This window comes from Chromobacterium sp., assembly GCF_041912965.1.
In the GTDB taxonomy this organism is placed as follows: Bacteria; Pseudomonadota; Gammaproteobacteria; order Burkholderiales; family Chromobacteriaceae; genus Chromobacterium; species Chromobacterium aquaticum.
Genome location: NZ_JAYSGF010000014.1, coordinates 85,765 through 103,627, shown reverse-complemented (window position 1 = coordinate 103,627; position 17,863 = coordinate 85,765). Strand labels below are relative to the sequence as shown.

16 protein-coding genes, 2 tRNA genes and 1 riboswitch are annotated in these 17,863 nt (G+C 62.6%); of the genes, 10 read left to right on the top strand and 8 right to left on the bottom strand.

Translation table 11 applies throughout. The features are described from left to right. Positions 1–74 precede the first annotated feature (74 nt). The 5 genes from ACE3QM_RS10055 (at position 75) to ACE3QM_RS10035 (ending at position 2,503) form a co-directional block, all read left to right on the top strand. A tRNA-Asn gene (locus tag ACE3QM_RS10055) sits at positions 75–150 on the top strand. A gap of 20 nt (positions 151–170) precedes the next feature. Next, positions 171–246, top strand: a tRNA-Asn gene (locus ACE3QM_RS10050). An 89-nt stretch (positions 247–335) separates the two neighbouring features. After that, positions 336–1,184, top strand: a complete 849-nt coding sequence (locus ACE3QM_RS10045; protein ID WP_374421583.1) for a DMT family transporter — start codon at positions 336–338, stop codon at positions 1,182–1,184. A gap of 72 nt (positions 1,185–1,256) precedes the next feature. Next, the gene (mscL, locus tag ACE3QM_RS10040; RefSeq protein ID WP_374421582.1) at positions 1,257–1,715 is read left to right on the top strand and encodes a large conductance mechanosensitive channel protein MscL; all 459 of its coding nucleotides are present in this window, start codon (positions 1,257–1,259) and stop codon (positions 1,713–1,715) included. Positions 1,716–1,749: 34 nt separating this feature from the next. Continuing rightward, positions 1,750–1,935, top strand: a riboswitch (yybP-ykoY riboswitch). Then, complete coding sequence (locus tag ACE3QM_RS10035; RefSeq protein ID WP_048410593.1) at positions 1,934–2,503, top strand: TMEM165/GDT1 family protein; 570 nt, start codon at positions 1,934–1,936, stop codon at positions 2,501–2,503. It overlaps the preceding riboswitch by 2 nt. A gap of 62 nt (positions 2,504–2,565) precedes the next feature. On the opposite strand, the gene ACE3QM_RS10030 is transcribed toward ACE3QM_RS10035, so the two are convergent. The 3 genes from ACE3QM_RS10030 to ACE3QM_RS10020 form a co-directional block, all read right to left on the bottom strand. Further along, a complete protein-coding gene (locus tag ACE3QM_RS10030) occupies positions 2,566–4,386 on the bottom strand; it encodes a methyl-accepting chemotaxis protein (protein WP_374421581.1) in 1,821 nt (606 codons plus the stop codon). 192 nt (positions 4,387–4,578) lie between these two features. Continuing rightward, a complete protein-coding gene (locus ACE3QM_RS10025; RefSeq protein WP_374421580.1) occupies positions 4,579–5,160 on the bottom strand; it encodes a methyltransferase domain-containing protein in 582 nt (193 codons plus the stop codon). Positions 5,161–5,189: 29 nt separating this feature from the next. Next, on the bottom strand, positions 5,190–5,582 hold the full coding sequence (locus tag ACE3QM_RS10020) for a DUF1289 domain-containing protein (RefSeq protein ID WP_231461929.1): 393 nt from the start codon (positions 5,580–5,582) through the stop codon (positions 5,190–5,192). A 62-nt stretch (positions 5,583–5,644) separates the two neighbouring features. On the opposite strand from ACE3QM_RS10020, the gene ACE3QM_RS10015 reads away from it, so the two are divergent. Beyond that, positions 5,645–5,929 carry a hypothetical protein gene (locus tag ACE3QM_RS10015; protein WP_374421579.1) on the top strand — a complete coding sequence of 95 codons (285 nt, stop codon included), beginning with the start codon at positions 5,645–5,647 and terminating at the stop codon, positions 5,927–5,929. 98 nt (positions 5,930–6,027) lie between these two features. Here ACE3QM_RS10015 and ACE3QM_RS10010 read toward each other — a convergent pair whose 3' ends face one another. Beyond that, positions 6,028–7,317, bottom strand: a complete 1,290-nt coding sequence (locus ACE3QM_RS10010) for an FAD-binding oxidoreductase (RefSeq protein ID WP_231461930.1) — start codon at positions 7,315–7,317, stop codon at positions 6,028–6,030. A gap of 114 nt (positions 7,318–7,431) precedes the next feature. Then, positions 7,432–8,607, bottom strand: coding sequence for an ABC transporter ATP-binding protein (locus ACE3QM_RS10005; RefSeq protein ID WP_231461932.1), 1,176 nt, complete (start codon positions 8,605–8,607; stop codon positions 7,432–7,434). Positions 8,608–9,351: 744 nt separating this feature from the next. Between ACE3QM_RS10005 and ACE3QM_RS10000 the strand changes: the two genes are divergently transcribed. The 3 genes from ACE3QM_RS10000 (at position 9,352) to sbcB (ending at position 12,462) form a co-directional block, all read left to right on the top strand. Beyond that, positions 9,352–10,140 (top strand): alpha/beta fold hydrolase, encoded by a 789-nt coding sequence (locus tag ACE3QM_RS10000; protein WP_374421578.1) that lies wholly within the window; start codon positions 9,352–9,354, stop codon positions 10,138–10,140. Positions 10,141–10,170: 30 nt separating this feature from the next. After that, positions 10,171–10,959 carry an enoyl-CoA hydratase-related protein gene (locus ACE3QM_RS09995; RefSeq protein WP_048410586.1) on the top strand — a complete coding sequence of 263 codons (789 nt, stop codon included), beginning with the start codon at positions 10,171–10,173 and terminating at the stop codon, positions 10,957–10,959. Positions 10,960–11,046: 87 nt separating this feature from the next. Further along, complete coding sequence (gene sbcB, locus ACE3QM_RS09990; RefSeq protein ID WP_374421577.1) at positions 11,047–12,462, top strand: exodeoxyribonuclease I; 1,416 nt, start codon at positions 11,047–11,049, stop codon at positions 12,460–12,462. Between the two features lie 238 nt (positions 12,463–12,700). Here sbcB and ACE3QM_RS09985 read toward each other — a convergent pair whose 3' ends face one another. The 3 genes from ACE3QM_RS09985 to ACE3QM_RS09975 form a co-directional block, all read right to left on the bottom strand. Further along, entirely contained in the window at positions 12,701–12,976 is a 276-nt protein-coding gene (locus ACE3QM_RS09985; RefSeq protein WP_231461937.1) for a hypothetical protein, read from the bottom strand. Next, positions 12,973–14,016, bottom strand: coding sequence for a DMT family transporter (locus ACE3QM_RS09980; protein WP_231461938.1), 1,044 nt, complete (start codon positions 14,014–14,016; stop codon positions 12,973–12,975). The genes ACE3QM_RS09985 and ACE3QM_RS09980 overlap by 4 nt, the downstream gene beginning before the upstream one ends. 210 nt (positions 14,017–14,226) lie before the next feature. Beyond that, on the bottom strand, positions 14,227–15,942 hold the full coding sequence (locus ACE3QM_RS09975) for a PAS domain-containing protein (protein WP_374421576.1): 1,716 nt from the start codon (positions 15,940–15,942) through the stop codon (positions 14,227–14,229). 429 nt (positions 15,943–16,371) lie between these two features. Here ACE3QM_RS09975 and ACE3QM_RS09970 point away from each other — a divergent pair, with 429 nt between their 5' ends. Next, the gene (locus tag ACE3QM_RS09970; RefSeq protein ID WP_374421575.1) at positions 16,372–17,841 is read left to right on the top strand and encodes an aldehyde dehydrogenase family protein; all 1,470 of its coding nucleotides are present in this window, start codon (positions 16,372–16,374) and stop codon (positions 17,839–17,841) included. Positions 17,842–17,863: the final 22 nt, after the last annotated feature.

Sequence of the window (17,863 nt, the reverse complement as noted above, 5' to 3'; positions counted from 1 at the left end):
AGCGACGGACTGTTAATCCGCAGGTCGCAGGTTCGAGCCCTGCTCGGGGAGCCAAAAAACAAGCGCATGGATGATCCCTGATAGCTCAGTTGGTAGAGCGACGGACTGTTAATCCGCAGGTCGCAGGTTCGAGCCCTGCTCGGGGAGCCAAAAAACAAGCGCATGGATGATCCCTGATAGCTCAGTTGGTAGAGCGACGGACTGTTAATCCGCAGGTCGCAGGTTCGAGCCCTGCTCGGGGAGCCAGATTTCTAAAAGCCACAATCGCCAGATTGTGGCTTTTTCCGTTTCAGCTTCCGCCTTACAATCGGTGCACCCACCTACTTGGAATAATAATGATTTCCAGACCGATTGCCTTTGCCGGCGGCGCCATTCTGCTCTGGGCCTCGCTGGCGACGCTTGGCGCCCAGACCCGCTCCCTGCCCCCTTTCTTTGTCGTCGGCATTTGCCTGTTGATCGGCAGCCTGCTCAGCATTCGCCGCTACCGTGACTGGAAGGTTCCGCCACGTACCTTGCTGGTCGGCGTATATGGTTTGTTTGGCTATCACTTCCTGCTCTTCTTCGCGTTCAGGCACGCGCCGGCCATGGAAGCCAATCTGCTGAATTACCTATGGCCACTGCTGATCGTCATGCTGTCGCCCATCCTGTTACCCGGCACCGTGCTACACGGCCGCCACATCCTGGCCGGCATCCTGGGTTTCTGTGGCGCCGCGCTGATCGTCAGCGGCGGCAAGTTCGCGCTGTCCGGCGCTCATCTCGGTGGTTATTTACTGGCCATCGCCGCCGCCATCGTATGGTCGACATTCAGCCTGCTGACCCGTCGCCTGCCCAGCTTCCCAAATAGCGCGGTCGGCGGTTTCTGCCTGCTGTCCGGCCTGCTGTCCCTGTTGTGCCACAGCCTGTTCGAACCCAGCGTCGTCCCAAGCCAGACGCAATGGCTGTCCTTGATCCTGCTCGGCATCGGCCCCATGGGCGGCGCTTTCTTTTTATGGGACCGCGCGCTGAAGGAAGGCGATCCGCGGCAGATCGGGTCCTTGTCTTATGCCACGCCGCTGCTATCCACCCTGCTGCTGATAGGCAGTGGACAAGGTCAGCTCAATGCCGTTGCCGCCAGCGCCATTGTCTTGATCCTGGGCGGCGCCTTATTAGGCAGTCTGCCAAGCCGCGCCGTTTCCACCGCATGATGGTTTGCGGCTATAGAGAAACGGCAGGCTGATGTCTTATAATACTTAACGCTATTTAAACAGAGGTTAACCATGTCCATTATCAAAGAATTCAAAGAATTTGCCATGAAAGGCAATGTCATCGATCTGGCGGTCGGCGTGGTCATTGGCGGCGCCTTTGGTTCCATTGTCAAATCGCTGGTCGACGATGTAATCATGCCGCCCATCGGCCTGTTGATCGGCAATGTCGATTTTTCCAATCTGTTCTTCGTGCTGAAAGAGGGCAGCAAGCAGGTCGGCCCCTACGTATCGGTCGCGGCCGCCAAGCAAGCCGGCGCGGTCACCTTGAATATCGGCCTGTTCATCAATGCCATGGTCAGCTTCACCATCGTCGCCTTCGCCATTTTCATGCTGGTCAAGGCCATCAACCGGCTGAAACGGGAAGAACCCGCCGCCGCGCCGGCTCCCGCCACCAAGGAATGCCCGTTCTGCGCGTCCAGCATTCCGGAAAAAGCTTCCCGCTGCCCGCAGTGCACATCGCAGCTGCAGTAAGACGATTGCCGCGAACCCCCGCCTGATTTACAATCGCCGGGTTCTGGGGGAGTAGCCTCGGCGCAGATGACAGCGCCGGCATGCATCAACACACTTGGCCGCCACGGCCATGGTGCATGCGACGAAGACTTCCGTTTGGCAAGACCCATGACATGTCTGCGCAACGCGGGGCTGCGGCGCAGGCTTGTCATGGCGTATGCGCAGCCCCCGGAGTATTCATGGAAGCCTTTCTCATTTCTACCGGCATCGTTGCCCTGGCTGAAATCGGCGACAAGACCCAATTGTTGGCGCTGATGCTGGCTGGCCGTTACCGCAAGCCCACCCCTATCATCCTTGGTATTTTCGTCGCCACCCTGTTCAACCATTTCGCCGCCGCCGCGGTTGGACACTGGCTGATGAGCAAGATTGGCCCGGACATCATGCGCTGGGGCCTGGGGCTTTCCTTCCTGGCCATGGCCGGCTGGATGCTGATTCCCGACAAGCTGGACGAAGACAGCCGCTTGCTGGAGCGCTTCGGTGTGTTCGGCACCACCTGTATCGCTTTCTTCATTGCAGAGATGGGCGACAAAACCCAACTGGCCACCGTGGCCCTGTCCGCGCGCTTTCCCGAGGCCTTGCTGCTAGTGGTGGCCGGCACCACGCTGGGCATGATGCTGGCCAATGTCCCCGCCGTGCTACTGGGCGAGGTGGCCGCCAAGAAGCTGCCGCAAAAGCTGGTGCACACCGTAGCGGCCTTGTTGTTCGCGGGCCTGGGCGTCATCACCCTGCTGACCCCGCTGCAGCTCTGAAGGCTGGCATGGAAATAAAAACGGAGGCCGCGGCCTCCGTTTTTTTTATCCTACCCGATATCTCAGTGCCGTCCCGCTCCCTGTCCCAGCGACTGCAGCAATTGCTCCGGATTGAAGCCCAGGCGGAAACCGCCCCAGTGCTTGCCGGACAAGATGATGGGCAGTACCACTTCCGACAGTACTTCACCGGTGTCGCGCGTATAGGTTTGCAACAGGAAGGACTGGGTACTGCGCGCCGCGCGCAAACCGGCCACATCCGAGAACTTGCGCTTATCGCGGCTATTGATCAGATCCTTGTCCGGATCGCCGCTCAGGGGCTGGCTGTACCAGCTATTGTGAGTGGGCGCATAACCATTGCTATCCACCGCCAGACAGAACACGCCGCCTGGCACCGATTTGGCCGCGCGGTCGTACACCGGCTGCATCAGCTTCTCCAGCTTGGCATCATACTGGGTGCGGAATTTGGCCGGCTTGCTGCCGGGGATGGCCTGGTAGTTTTGATCGAACAAGGGCACGCCCAGGCCCTGTTGGGCTTCCATCATCGTTTGCAGCTCATCGCGCGCGCCGCGGGCCGCCTGCATGATCTGGTCGAACTCGCCCTCGCCCAGAATGAAGCGCGCCACCAGCTGCTGCACCTGCTCCGCCGCGCCGGACAGCTTGGTGGCCGAGTCCTCGGTGTGATTCAGACGGTCGGTCACCTTGTGGCCCAATTCATGGATTTCCGCCACATGCAGATTGACCTGGCCGTTGGCGGCGACGAATTCCGACATGGTGACCGCGATCTGGCTAAGACTGCTGGCGGTGCTTTCAAAATCCCCCATCATCTTGCTGAAGTGATCGGACGCTTTTGACACGATTTCACGCGCCGACTTGGTATCCTCGGTGATCTGGGCGGTCTCCACCTGAGTTTCCGACACCAGTCCCAGCATACCGTCGATATTGTGCGAGATCTCGTCGGTGGCCTGTTTGACCCGCTCGGCCAACTTGCGCACCTCGTCGGCCACCACGGCGAAGCCGCGGCCGGTTTCGCCGGCTCGCGCTGCTTCAATCGCCGCGTTCAACGCCAACAGATTGGTCTGCTCGGACACGTCCTTGATCAGGTCGACTATGGTCTTGATGCTGGAAGAACGCTGGCTCAGATCATCCACCGTATGGTTGAAATGCCCCACCTTCAGATTGATGTCGTAAATGCTCTCCGCCACTGATTTCAGTTCGGCATAGGACTCGCGCGCCACTTCCAGATTGGCCAGCGTGGTCGCCGAAATCGCCTGGGTCTGATCGGTGACCTGGCCCACGCCCTCGGTGCTCTGATCGCTGGCAGCGCGGACTTGGGTCGCCAATTGGTCCTGCTTACGCGCGCCGTCCAGAGACTCCACCACGTTCTTGCGGGTGCGCGCTGAATCCATTGCAATCCGCACCGTCATCAGCCGAACATTGCTGATGATCTCGCGCATCTTCAGCAGAAAGCGGTTATAGGACAGCGATAGCTCGCGGATTTCGTCATGGGTGATCGTGGGGATGTCCCGGGACAGATCGCCCTCGCCGGCGCCAATCTCATTGAAGATCTGTATGATCATCTTCAATGGCCTGACGATGAGGAAGCGCAGATACCACACCATGAAGGCGATGAAGACAACGCTGACCACCCATAGCGCCAGGGTCCAGAACAAAGCGCCGTCTATGCTGGACTCGATGCCGGCCAGCACTTGCGGCGAGCTGACCTGCCCTTTCAACGACCCCCGTATGTTTTCCAGCACGTAGTAGACATAAGCCACCATGCCCAGCTGAAACAGGCTAATGAAAAAGAAACTGCACAACTTCTTGGTCAACGTATCCCAAAACGTCTTTTCCACCAGGGTATACACGCGCCAGAACCACTGCATGACATCTCCTCTTGCTCCGCAATCCTTGTTCAGCAACGGGAGCTCGCCGGAACCTGCCCGCCCTCGCTCACCGCTGTCGCTTGGAATTATTGTTGTTTATCGACTTCAACCCGCCATCGTAAACGACGACGCGCTTATTGTCGCACTAGTCGGTGGACTATTGATTACCATCAAACCAGCAATGTCAATGTATTACAAATCCCCTGACTTGTGTTGCCTTCTCCACACCATCCAATACTCGCTGCCACCGAATACCGGCACGCCATCCGCCTGCTGCCGCTGACACTCCAACGTAAAAGCCGGCTCCAATAAAGCCCGCAGCGCCGGCATGCTCAAGCCGAACGGCGGGCCGCGTTGCGTGTCGGCAATGAAGAACACACCGGCCAGCACGCCTCCGGGCTTTAGCAGCCGCGCCATTTTGCTGGCGTAATCGGCATGCAGCCGCGGCGGCAACGCGCACAAAAACGCCCGTTCAAACACCGCATCAAAGGGCTTGTCCTCCGCCAGCGCGAAATAATCCGCCTGCCGGATAGAAGCTGCGGCCTGCGGCCATTGGGCCTGGGCGATCGCCACCGCCGCCTCGCTGAAATCGATGGCCAGCACCTGATGGCCACAATCCAGCAGCAGCGGCAGATCCCCGGCGCTGCCACAGCCGGGAATCAAGATTCGCCCCTGCGGCAGGCGCTGGAAAAAATCCAGCTCCGCCGCGCTCATGCGCGCCCCTTCCCAGGGGGTAACGCCATCGCGATAGCGCACATCCCAAAATCCGGTCAAAGAGCTGTCCTGAGCCATAAGCCCTCTCCTCAGTTGCTGTCCGTTTCCGCCTGCTCGCGCAAGAACGCGGCCACTTGCGCCGGTCCCCAGCCGGCGCAGTCGCGCTGACGGGCCGCCTCCTCTCCGCGCCGCCACCACAAGCAGTCCCCATCCATGCGAAACAGCCAGGGCAGGCAGGGAACGCTCATCCACTCGCCATCATCACGCGGGTGGAGTTGCGGCAGGCAGGCGAACACCGCGGCTATCTTCAGACCGCGCTGACGCAGCGGCAGTTGCTGCCACACCAGCTCCCGCTCCGCCTCATCCATGAAGCACCACTGCGAGATCTCGTCGAAGCTACGCGCGCAACCACGGCAGATATCGTCGCCAACCGCGGTGGAACACACGGCGATGCAGGGAGAATCAGGCCGCTTCGCGCTCATGCCCCACCCCCTGCAACAATAATGTCATATTTCTTGACGCACCAAACTAAAGTGTCAGATAAATGAATAGTCATAAAAATAAAATACCATCTGTCATGATCCGCAACGAGACCTTGATTTTCCGCACCCTACGCCTGCTGCAGACCATGCATGTTCAATATTTGGAGGAGCGTGGGCTGTTTTTGGCGCTGACGCGCGAATCGGGCGGCGAGTATAGCGCCGACGTCGTGCATGAGCACCTAGTCTACATGCAGCAAAACGGCCTGCTCAAACCGATACGCACCGCCGACAACCATACCGCCTATGCGCTGGATTGGGGCGGCTACGATTACCTTGACGCGTCCTGAGTACGCTCAAACCCCGCTTCGCCATGAGCTAGTCCTAATACAAAAGGCAGCCTGACGGCTGCCTTGAACGGGCGGGACATCTCCACTCCGGCATTGGATCACAGATAATCGCGCATCCGGAAATAAGCCATGCCCAACACCAGCGCCGGCGTGCGCAGCCATTTGCCGCCGGGGAAGTCATTATGGCGAATCCTGCCGAAAAGATCGAAGCGCGAAGCATCGCCGGCCACCGCCTCCGCCACCACCTTGCCGGCCAAGCCAGTGATATTGACGCCATGGCCGGAGAAACCCTGTAAGTAATAGATATTGCCGTCCAGCCGCCCAAAGTCCGGCGCCCGGTTCACCGTGATATCGCAATACCCGCCCCAGGCGTAATCGATCTTGACATCGGCCAACTGCGGGAACACCCGCAGCATATCGTTGCGCATGCCGGCGGCGAGATTGGCCGGCTCGTGTCCGGAATAGCTGACCTTGCCGCCGAACAAGAGCCGGTGATCGGCGGACAGGCGGTAGTAATCCAGCACAAAGTTGGTATCGCACACCGCCATGTCGTTGGCGATCAAGGCCGCGGCCCTCTCCTTCCCCAAAGGCTCGGTGGCGATCACATAAGTGCCGGCCGGCATGATCTTGCGCTCCAGCTCCGGCACCAGCGCGCCGATATAGGAATTGCAGGCCAGCACCACTTGGCCGCAGTTGACTACGCCGCGCTCGGTCGCCACTTGCGGCCGCGCCCCTCGCGTCAGCCGCAATGCCGGGCTTTGCTCATAAATGGCGACGCCGGCCTCGCGCGCGGCGCGGGCCAGGCCCAGCGTGTAGTTCAATGGATGCAGATGACCCGAGCGCGGATCGAACAAACCGCCCTGATAGCGCTCGCTGGCCAGCCGTGCGCCCAGCTCCGCCTTGCCCCACAGCTGCATGCCGCCATAGCCGTAGACTTGTTCCGCCTCGCGCTGCCAATCCTCCAGCTCCCGCATATGCCGCGGCTTCACCGCCACGCTGACATAGCCGCGACGCCAGTCGCAATCGATGCGGTGCCGGCTGACGCGCTGCTCGATGATTTCCACCGCCTCCACCGACATGTCCCACATCTGCCTGGCCAAGCCATCGCCTAGCTGCGCGCTCAAGGTGTCGATGCCGCAGGCGTAGCCGGCAATCACTTGCCCGCCGTTGCGCCCGGATGCGCCAAAGCCGATGCTCGCGCCTTCCAGCAGCGCCACCGAAAAACCGCGCTCGCGCAAATTCAGCGCCGCCGACAGCCCAGCCAGCCCGCCGCCCACCACGCAGACATCGCAATCGACACGCCCCTGCAACGCCGCTCCGGGCTCCCAGGGCAGAGCGGTGGCGGCGTAATAGGATGGAGCGTGAGCCTGATGGGCAAAGCTAAGCATGAAGACCTCTCAATGAAAGCAGGAATGGCGGCCAAAGCCGGGCGGATCAAACGCCTCGGGAAGAGAAGAAAAAGCGGATGCCATGCGGCATCCGCTGCGGCGCGTGCGTGGGCGCTAGCGCGTCAACACCACCGGCACATCCTGGCGCCAGCTGACGAAGACCGGATCTCCCCAGGTGGGCGCGGTTTCCGCCGCATCGTACCAGCGCGACGAAGGCACCACCGATTTGACGACCTTGCCGCTGGCCAGTTTCACGTGATAGATGGAATAGCTGCCCAGATAGGCGATATCCTCCACCACGCCGGCGGCGGTGTTCGGCCCCGCTGGCAGCGGCTTCACGTCCAGTCTCACATCCTCGGGACGAATGCTGGCCCAGACATGCATGCCCTTGGGGCCGGTGATGCCGTGATCCACGCGGATGTCTCCGCCCAGTTCCTGCGAGCGGATCTCCACCAGATCCGGCTCATCCACCACCACCGCGCCCTCGAAGATATTGCTCTCGCCGATGAATTCCGCGGTGAAGCGACAGTTGGGGTAGTCATAGATTTCCGATGGCGTGCCCACTTGCAGCAGGCAGCCTTCGCTCATGATGCCGATGCGGCTGGCCATGGTCATCGCCTCTTCCTGATCATGGGTGACCATGATGCAGGTCACGCCCACCTGTTCGATGGTATTGACCAGCTCCAGCTGGGTCTGCTGGCGCAGCTTCTTGTCCAGCGCCCCCAATGGCTCATCCAGCAGCAGCAGCTTGGGCCGCTTCACCAGGCTGCGCGCCAGCGCCACCCGCTGCTGTTGGCCGCCGGACAGCTGGTGCGGCTTGCGGTTGGCGTATTTGCGCATCTGCACCAGGTCCAGCATCTTGCCCACCCGCTCGGCGATCTCGTCCCGCGGCACCTTGTCCTGCTTCAGGCCAAACGCCACATTCTGCTCCACCGTCATGTGCGGAAACAGCGCATAGCTCTGGAACATCATATTGACCGGCCGCTCATACGGCTGCAGCCCCTGCATGTCCTCGCCGTCCAGGATGATGCGGCCCGAGGTCGGCGTTTCCATGCCGGCCAGCATGCGCAGCAAGGTGGATTTGCCGCAGCCGGAGCTGCCGAGCAGCGCGAAGATTTCATTCTTGCGGATATCCAGGTCGACATGGTCCACCGCCACATGGTCGCCGAATTTCTTCAGCACGCCGGCAATGCGCAGATAGGCTTTGTCGTCGGAACGGGCATTGGCGGCCTGGAGACTCTGGGCGGCCACGGCGGCCTGGGCCGGCTTGGCGGCAACAGCTTGCGTCATGATGGGCTTCCTCTCTTGCGATCTTGCAGCGGCGGGAGCCGGCTGCGGCTGCCTGTGACACTTTTATATAGATCGTCACGGCAGCGGTCGATTCCTTGCTTGAAATCGCGCCGGTCCAGACCGACGCGCTGACGGGCCTGATGCCCGGCGTCTAAGAGCCTGTTCAAAGTCTCGCGAGCAAGAGCGAGACAAGGCGAAAACGGCTGAGAAAGCGGAATGTACACACGGTACATGAGCATTTCGAAGTCGTTTTCAACGCCGTATCGCCGAAGCACAGCAGACTATGAACAGGTTCTAAGGACCGCCGGGCGGGCCCGCCGCAAGCGCGCGCGGCCATGCCGCCGCAGCCATGCCTGTTGCCAACATGATGTCTCCTCTGTATGGCCGCCATCCGCGCGGCTCGGCGGCCGCGGCGCCGGCAAGCGCCTTTGTCGTTTTAGTCCTGTCTAGAAGACTATGTCACGTTTAATAAATTTGACAACATCTAGCTCCAGCGCCATCAGAAAATCATCACAGCTGTGGCGCGCGCACATCACCCGGCCAAGCCTGTCAAACAAAGAACGCCTCTGCCGAGCCGCTTGCGTCCAGCGGCAGCGCCTGATTCGGAATTGTTTAATTCGTCAAACACCCATCCTGTCCACGCGGCTCAGAAACCCGTCATGGCGCTTGCCGGCTACCCAGCAAGCGCCGCCACGCTCTAGAATGAATTGACGCCGCGCAAGGCCAGAACCGAGGAGCTCCGCCATGCCCTATGCCGAAATCGCCGGACACGATGTCTATTACGAAATGAGCGGCCAGGGCTCCCAGATGCTGGCGCTGTTCAACGGCATCACCATGTCCACCGCCGCCTGGGCCTTGCTGCAGCCGCAGCTGGAGCCCCATTTCCAACTGCTGCGCTTCGACTTCCTGGGCCAGGGACAAAGCGACCATCCCGGCGGGGACAAATATCCGCTGAGCGAACAGGCCGATCTTGCCGCCGGTCTGTTGAATCATTTGGGCATAGATCAGGTCTATCTGACTGGCTTGTCTTACGGCGGCATGGTGGCGCAGCATTTCGCGCACCGTCATCCGCAACGCGTGTCGCGGCTGTTGCTGGCCGCCACGCTGGCGTGGGCCGACAGCGTCAATAACCGCATCAGCGACAGCTGGCTGGCAGCAAATCTCAGCGGCGGCCTGGACTTGCGTTACGCCGTCAGCGTGCCCTGGCTGTTTTCCAGCCGCTTCCTCGCCAGCAACGCCGCCCTGCTTGACGATATGAAGTTGATCGCCGGCATGGTGGACTGGGATGCGGTGATCCGGCTGATCGCGGGCGTCGCCGATCATGACGCGCGCACCTGGCTACACGAGCTGACCATGCCCTGCCATATACTGGTTGGCGACGAGGACCGCCTGACGCCGCTATACCAAGCCGAGCTATTACACGAGCGCCTGCCCGGCGCGCAGCTGGAAATCCTGCCGGGCGTCGCCCATGTGTTGCACATCGAGGCGGCCGACGCGTTTGTCCGCAGCATCATCCGTTTCGGCCAAGGCTGAAACCTCCACCATCAGAACAAGGAAAACCCAATGACCGCCGAGTCCGTTTTGCTTGCCGTTGACCCCAAGGGAATCGCCACCATCACCCTCAACCGCGCCGAACGACTGAACGCGCTGGACGATAGCGGCGTCAGTTTGCTCACCGCCATGCTGGAAACCCTGGCCGAGGATGCCAGCGTGCGCGCCGTGGTGCTGACCGGCAACGGCATCAGTTTCTCCGCCGGCCACGACATCGACTGGATGCGGCGCATGGCCGAGTTCGGCCGCGAGGAGCTGGAACGCCATGCCCGGCTGCTGGCCAGGCTGCTGCGCACGCTGGACACCCTGCCCAAGCCCACCATCGCCAAGATCCAGGGCTCGGCCTTCGGTCTGGGCGCCGGGCTGGTCGCCTGCTGCGACGTGTCCATCGCCGCTTCGGAAGCCTTGTTCAGCTTTTCCGACGTCAAGCTGGGCGTGATCCCGGCGCTGGTGGCGCCCTACATGGTGCGCGCCATCGGCGAACGCGCCACCCGCCGCTACTTCATGACCGCGGAGCGCTTCAACGCCGGCAAGGCCAAGCGCCTGGGCCTGGTGCATCAGGTGGTGGAAGGAGACGAACTGGACATGGCGGTGGACTTCCTGATCAATCACCTGCTGATCAACAGCCCGGCCGCGATGCTGGAAGCCAAGCGGTTGCTGGCCGACATCGCCGGCCAGGAGGTCAGCGAAGCCACGGTGGAAACCTGCATCCAGCGCATCGTCGCCGTTCGCCTGAGCGAGGAGGGCCGCGAGGGGGTGCAGGCCATGCTGGAAAAACGCAAGCCTTCGTGGATGGATTGAAGCCGCACTGACACGCAGGCCAGCGCGGCTGGCCCTGCCGCGCCATGGATGCGACAATGCGGCCAACTTCACCGCATTGTTGCCGCCATGTCCAATCACAGCTTCTTCTGGCACGACTACGAAACCTTCGGCGCCGTGCCGCGCCAGGACCGCCCATCGCAGTTCGCCGGTATTCGCACCGATGCCGACCTCAATGAAATCGGCGAACCGGTGATGCTCTACTGCCGACCGGCGCCCGATTACCTGCCCACCCCGGTGGCCTGCCTGCTGACCGGCATTACCCCGCAATGGTGTTTGCAACACGGCGTGGCCGAGCACGAATTCGCCGGCGTGATCGAACGCGAACTGGCGACGCCGGGCACCATAGGCGTCGGTTACAACTCCATCCGCTTCGACGATGAAGTCACCCGCTTCCTGTTCTGGCGCAATCTGATCGATCCCTATGCGCGCGAATGGCAAAACCAGTGCGGCCGCTGGGATCTGCTGGACCTGGTGCGCGCCACCTTCGCGCTGCGGCCGGAAGGCATCAGCTGGCCGCAGCACGAGGACGGCCGCCCCAGCTTCAAGCTGGAGCACCTGAGCGCCGCCAACGGCCTGGCGCACGAAGCCGCCCACGACGCCTTGTCCGACGTGCGCGCCACCATCGCGCTGGCGCGCCTGATCAAACAGCGCCAGCCCAAGTTGTTCGACTTCTATCTATCGCTGCGCAAGAAGGACGCGGTCAAGGTCCAGCTCAGCCTGCACGATCCCAAGCCGGCGCTGCACATCTCCGGCATGTACGGCGCCGAGCGCGGCAATATGGCGGTGGTGTGGCCGCTGGCGGCGCATCCCTACAATGCCAATGAAGTGATCGTCTGGGACCTGGCCCACGATCCGCGCGAACTGCAAGGCCTGGGACCGGACGCCATCCGCCAGCGCCTGTACACCCGCAGCGAGGACTTGCCGGAAGGCGTGCAGCGCTTGCCGCTGAAGACCGTGCACATCAACAAATCGCCGTTCGTGGTCGCCAATCTCAAGGTGCTGAGTCCGGAGCGCGCCGCGCATTGGAGCATGGACATGGACGCGATCCAGCGCCATGCCGATTACGCGCGCGCGCTGCCGGAACTGACGCCGGTCTGGCGCCAGGTCTACAAGCGCGAAGCCGGGGACGTCCGCGATGTCGATGAAAACCTCTACGGCGGCTTTGTTTCCAATAATGACCGCAAGGTGCTGACCAAGCTGCGCCGGATGTCGGCCGATCAGCTCAGCGGCGAGATGGCCTTTTTCGAAGACGCGCAACTGGCCGAGCTGCTGTTCCGCTACCGGGCGCGCAATTTTCCGCGCTCGCTATCTGGTGAGGAACAACAGCGCTGGCAAGCCTGGCGCCAAACCAAGCTGAACGGCGAAGCTGGACGCGGCTTCCCGCAGTTCCGCCAGGAGCTGGCTGAGGCCCGCGCCGGCGAGCTTGACGCCAAGGCCCAGCACATCCTGGAGCAGTTGGAAGCCTACGCCGCTCAGCTGTAAGAGCCTGTTCAACGCCAGCCATGACGAAACCAGGCCTTGCGGCCGCCAGCGTGAAATGCTCGGCTGCGGGCCGAGCATTTCAAAAACCAATGCGCGCGGCGGACTTTGGGCAGGTTCTCACAACCGGCGCACATAGCGCCTGGCAACGAGCAAGGCCGCCAAACTCAGAACCACGATCAGCGCCATGGCCAAGACACATGCGCCCTCGTAGGCCCAGTAGCCGGACATCACCATCTCCTCAAGCCAGGCCGGTCTGGCGCATGCGCTCCAGACCGAAGGCACTGATCCGGTAATTGAACAATAAGCGCCCATCCTCGGCACGCCAGCGCTCGCTCAGTGCCACGACCAGGCCGCTGGCGCTCAAATCGGCCAGATTGGCTCGCACCATGCCCAGCCAATAAGCGTCCTCCGGCTTGCGGTATTCGCGGCAGATGCGGCCGGCCAGTTCGATATCCCACAAGCCGGGCTGCCTGGCCAAGGCCTGCAGGATAAAACCCTTGATATGGATCTTCATGCCCCCTCCTCCACCAGGCGCACCGCGCCAACGTTGCGCTCGCTGTCCGACACCATCACAAAGCCGCCGGCAATCACCAGCGCGAGGCCGATCAGGAAATACCACTCGGGAAAATTCAAGGTGAACGCGGCGGTGAACAGCGTGGCGAACATCGCGTAGAACGCGCCTATCGCCTGGCCGCGCCCCACGCCTATCAGCGGAAACGATTTGTACCAGGCCACCGCGCAGAAAGCGAAGCTGAGGGCGCCCACCGCCAGATAGAGCAGCGGCCGCCACGCCCACAGCTCGCCGGCCAGGCGGTACACCGGCAGCGGCGTCAGCCAGGCCAGGGCCGGCAGGATCAGCAACACCCAGTACAGCGCCTCGGCGAGATAGCGTATCGTCACTCCGCAATCGGGGTCGGTCACATCCATCGCCCGCCCGACGATGGCGCCTTCCATGCCCCAACCCAGCGCCGCCAGCGCGCCGCCCAGATACCCCAGCCAGCGCGCGCCGCCCTCCGTGTCCAATTCGCCCAGCAAGGCCGGCAGATAGATGGCGACGCCGCCCAATACGATCACCGCGATGCCCAGCGCCGCGCGGCGGCCTATCCGCTCGCGGTACCACAGCCGCGCCAGCGTCGCGCCCACCACCGGATACAACAAGCCGGCTACCGCGGCGAACACCGCGCCCACATAGCCCATGGCCAGGTAGGAACCGAAATTGGCCAGCAAGCCGCCCATTACCGCCGCCAGGAAATACCATTTGGAAATGCCGCCAAACCGCCATAGCGTGCGAAAGAAGTCGGCCAGCTTGCCCAAGGCCGCCAGCCAGAACAATTGAAACACCACCACCAGGCAGGCATGAAAGGCGGTCAGCACCGCCGCCGCCATCAGGAAGTTCGCCGGCGAGCCCTGGCTCAGGCCGGATAGCGGCGTCTCGTGCCAGATCGCGGTGCCCGGCACATACCACGCGCCCCACAATACCGCCGCCCATAAGGCCCAGCCATAACCCCAGCGGGTCCGGCGGCGCAGATACTGCTGTCTGTGCATGCTGCTCATAGCGGTCAGCTCCTGGTTTCGGACGCCGCAGAGCAACACGCGGCGCCTATTCTTGGTTCGAACGCAACAAGACGACATTCATCGGCCTTGCCAGACTAGGCCTAAAAATTACCACAAGTTAATTTTTTTACCAATAGTAAATAAAATTTACACTGACCATGAAAAAAGCCAGCCGACAAACGGCTGGCTTCCGTGACTGCGGAGTACTGCTCAGCGCGGGCCCAAGGCTCCGATCAGACGGCAGAGCACGCCGCCTTCATCTCGCTGCGCCACCAGGGACAGGGCCAGAGGCAGGGTCTTGCCGCCTTCGCCATGCCACAGCACATCCAATTGCGCGCGACTGGAAATATTGAAAATCGCCTCCAGGCTATCCAACCAGCGCTGCCGCGACGCGGCGCGCAAGCCGTCCAGAAAGCGCTGCTCCGCCACCTCCTCCTGGGGCGCGCCAAACAATAGCGTCGCGGCCGACGGCGACAGCCGCAGCCGCCCGGCGGCGAGATCCCACTCCCAGCTGGCCATGCCGATGGACTGCAACGCCAGTTCGCTGCGCTGCCCGGCCGCTTCCAACACGCGGCGCGCCTCGCGGCGCTCGGCCACCTCCTCCACCACCGCGATCAGATGCCAGGGCTCGCCGCTCACGGGATGCCGGCTCAGCGAGGCACTGACATTCACCCAGACATGGCCGCCCTGTTTGCGCAGCAGGCGCTTCTCCAGCGAAAAATGGGCGATCTCCCCGCTCAACAACTGATCCAGCCGCAGCAGATTGTCCTCCAGGTCCTCCGGATGAGTCAGTTGCTGGAACCTCAAGCCCTCCATCTCCGTCGGCGCATAACCCACCATGTCCGCCAGCCGGCGGTTCGCCTTCTGCCAGCGCCCGTCCAGGTCCAAATGCGCCAGACCCAGAGCCGCCTGCTCGAAAATCTCGCGGAAGCGTTCCTCGCTTTCACTGAAGGCCACCGCGGCCTGGCGACTGTCGGTCACGTCCCGGGTCGCGCCTATCATCGCCTCCGCTCGCCCCTCGCCGTACAGCACCTCGCCCTCTTCGTGAATATGGCGGCGGCGGCCATCCGGCAACAGAATGCTGTATTCCACCCGGTAAGGCTGGCGCTCGCCTATCGCCAGCCGGATGGCGGCATCGATGCGCTCGCGGTCCTCCGGCACCATGGCGGCGAAGTAGCGCTCCATCGTCACCTTGAAGGCTTGCGGCTGCCAGCCGAAAATCCGGTAGGCCTCGTCCGACCAGATGCAATCGTCCTTGCCCACGTCCCAGAACCAGCTGCCCAGATGGGCGATGGACTGCGCCTTGTCCAGGATGGCCTGGTTCTGGCGCAAGGCCTGCTCCGCCAGGCAGCGCTGGGTGATGTCGAAGCTGACGCCTATCATCTTCACCGGCCGGCGGTCGGCATCCAGCACGCAGGTGGCGCGCGACGCGATCCAGCGCGTGTCGCCCGCCGGCCAGCGCACGCGGAACTCCGCCTCGTAAGCGGCGCCGGAACGCAAGCATTCCTCCTGCCGCGCCCGCAAGGCCGGCGCGTCGGCAGGTTCCAGCGCGGCCCAGAAATCATTCAGCAGGCGCAGCGGGCGGCCAAACAATTGCTCGGCATTGGCGGAATAGGCCACCGCATCGGTCAGGATGTTCCACTCCCAAGTGACGATGCCGGACACATTCTGCGCGAACTTCATTCGCGCTTCGTTTTCCATGATCTCCGCCAGATGCTTGCGTCGTATTTCGGTCAGTTGCTCATCGCTGCCCGCCGCCGTGGCCAGATCCAGCACCGCCTGCTCGCCATAGCGCAGCCAGACCCAGTTGACCCCGAGAAAATCCGCCAACACCCGCAGCTTGCGATATTCGATTTCGCCACCGCGCGTCCATTTGTGCACGGCGGCGGACGACACGCCCAAGGCCTCCGCCACTTGTTTGAGCATGATGCGCTTGCGCCCCAGCACTTCTTTCAGGCGAAGGGCGAAAGTTTCATCCCCGGCGGCTACAGCGGCTTGACTGACTTGGTTTGGCAACACGGAACTGGTCGCGGCGGCTGGCCGCGCCTCCTGGCTAGTTGGACGCATGACGATGATGGCGCGGCGACGCGCCCAAGCCGCAACCCCGCGGCCGTCAGCCGGCATGTTAACCCAGGGTGGAAAAATCCCGAAGCGGACCATTGCCCTCGATACCGGCAAGCCGGCATCGGCCTCCATCCCGGCTTGACCATAGCTGATATAGCCAAAGCAAATAGATTCGTCATAACCATAGCCGTTTCCGGATTGCAGCTCGCGGCAAAGCAACACTACAATTAAACCAAAGGTAAATTAATTTACCAATGGTTAATTACATTAACTGCATCCGAAAGGCCAAGCATGATCCACACTCAGCTCTTCATCGATGGCCAATGGCGCGACGCCGCCAAGCGGCAAACCCGCCAGATTCTCAATCCCTGCGACGAAACCGTGATCGCGCTTGCCGCCGATGGCGACCGCCGCGACGCCCAGGACGCCATCGCCGCCGCGCGCGCCGCCTTCGACACCGGCTCCTGGCGTGGCAGCACTCCGCGCCAGCGCAGCCGCCTGCTGCTGGACATCGCCCAGTTGCTGGAACGCGACAGCGAAGACCTGGCCGCGCTGGAAACCTTGAACACCGGCAAGACCCTGGCCGAAAGCCGCACCGATATGGGCGATGTCGCCGCCACCTTCCGCTATTTCGCCGGCCTGGTGGCCACCGACAGCGGCCAGGCCAACGCCGCGCCCGAACACATAATCAGCCGCACCCTGCATGAACCGGTGGGCGTCTGCGGCCTGATCACGCCCTGGAACTACCCCTTGCTGCAAGCGGCGTGGAAGATCGCGCCAGCACTGGGCGCCGGCAACTGCGTGGTGCTCAAGCCCAGCAGCCTGACCCCGCTGAGCAGCTGGCGCTTCACCCAATTGCTGACCGAGCTGGACCTGCCTCCCGGCGTGTTCAACCTGGTCAGCGGCGGCGCCGAGGTGGGCGCCGAACTGGCGGAGCACGCCGACGTTGACCTGGTGTCCTTCACCGGCGGCGCCCAGGCCGGGGCCAGCATCATGCGCGCCGCCAGCGGCAACTTCAAACGCATAGGGCTGGAGCTGGGCGGTAAAAACCCGAACATCGTCTGCGCCGACGCCGACCTCGACACCGCCGTCGACTACGCGCTGAACGCCGCCTTCTTCCACGCCGGCCAGGTCTGCTCCGCCGGTTCGCGACTGCTGTTGCAGCAAGAGATTCATGACGAGTTCGTGCGCCGGCTGGCGGAACGGCTACCGCGCATCGTCATCGGCCCCGGCCAGCTGCCGGACAGCCAGATGGGACCGGTTCAATCCGCCCAGCAGCACGACAAGATCCTGAGCCTGATCGCCGCCGGGGTGAAGGAAGGCGCCCGCCTGGTCTACGGCGGCGGCCGTCCGGACGGCGAGCGCTACCGCAACGGTTATTGGCTGCAGCCGACGCTGCTGGCCGATGTCCACGCCGACATGCTCATCGCCAAAGAGGAGATTTTCGGCCCGGTCATTACCGTGGAACGCTTCCACGACGAGGCCGAGGCGCTGCGTCTCGCCAACGGCACGCCATACGGCCTGGCGGCGGCGGTGTGGACGCGGGATCTGGAGCGCGCCAGCCGCATGAGCCGCGCGCTGCGCTTCGGCACCGTCTGGGTCAACGACTATCACCCCTACTTCCCGGAAGCGCCATGGGGCGGCTTCAAGTCCAGCGGCATCGGCCGCGAGCTGTCGCGCATCGGCCTGGACGAATACACCGAGCTCAAGCACAGCTACATCAATCTGGCGCCCAAGCCCATGGGCTGGTTTGGCGCTTGAGCGCCGCTTCGCCCGATCCCGC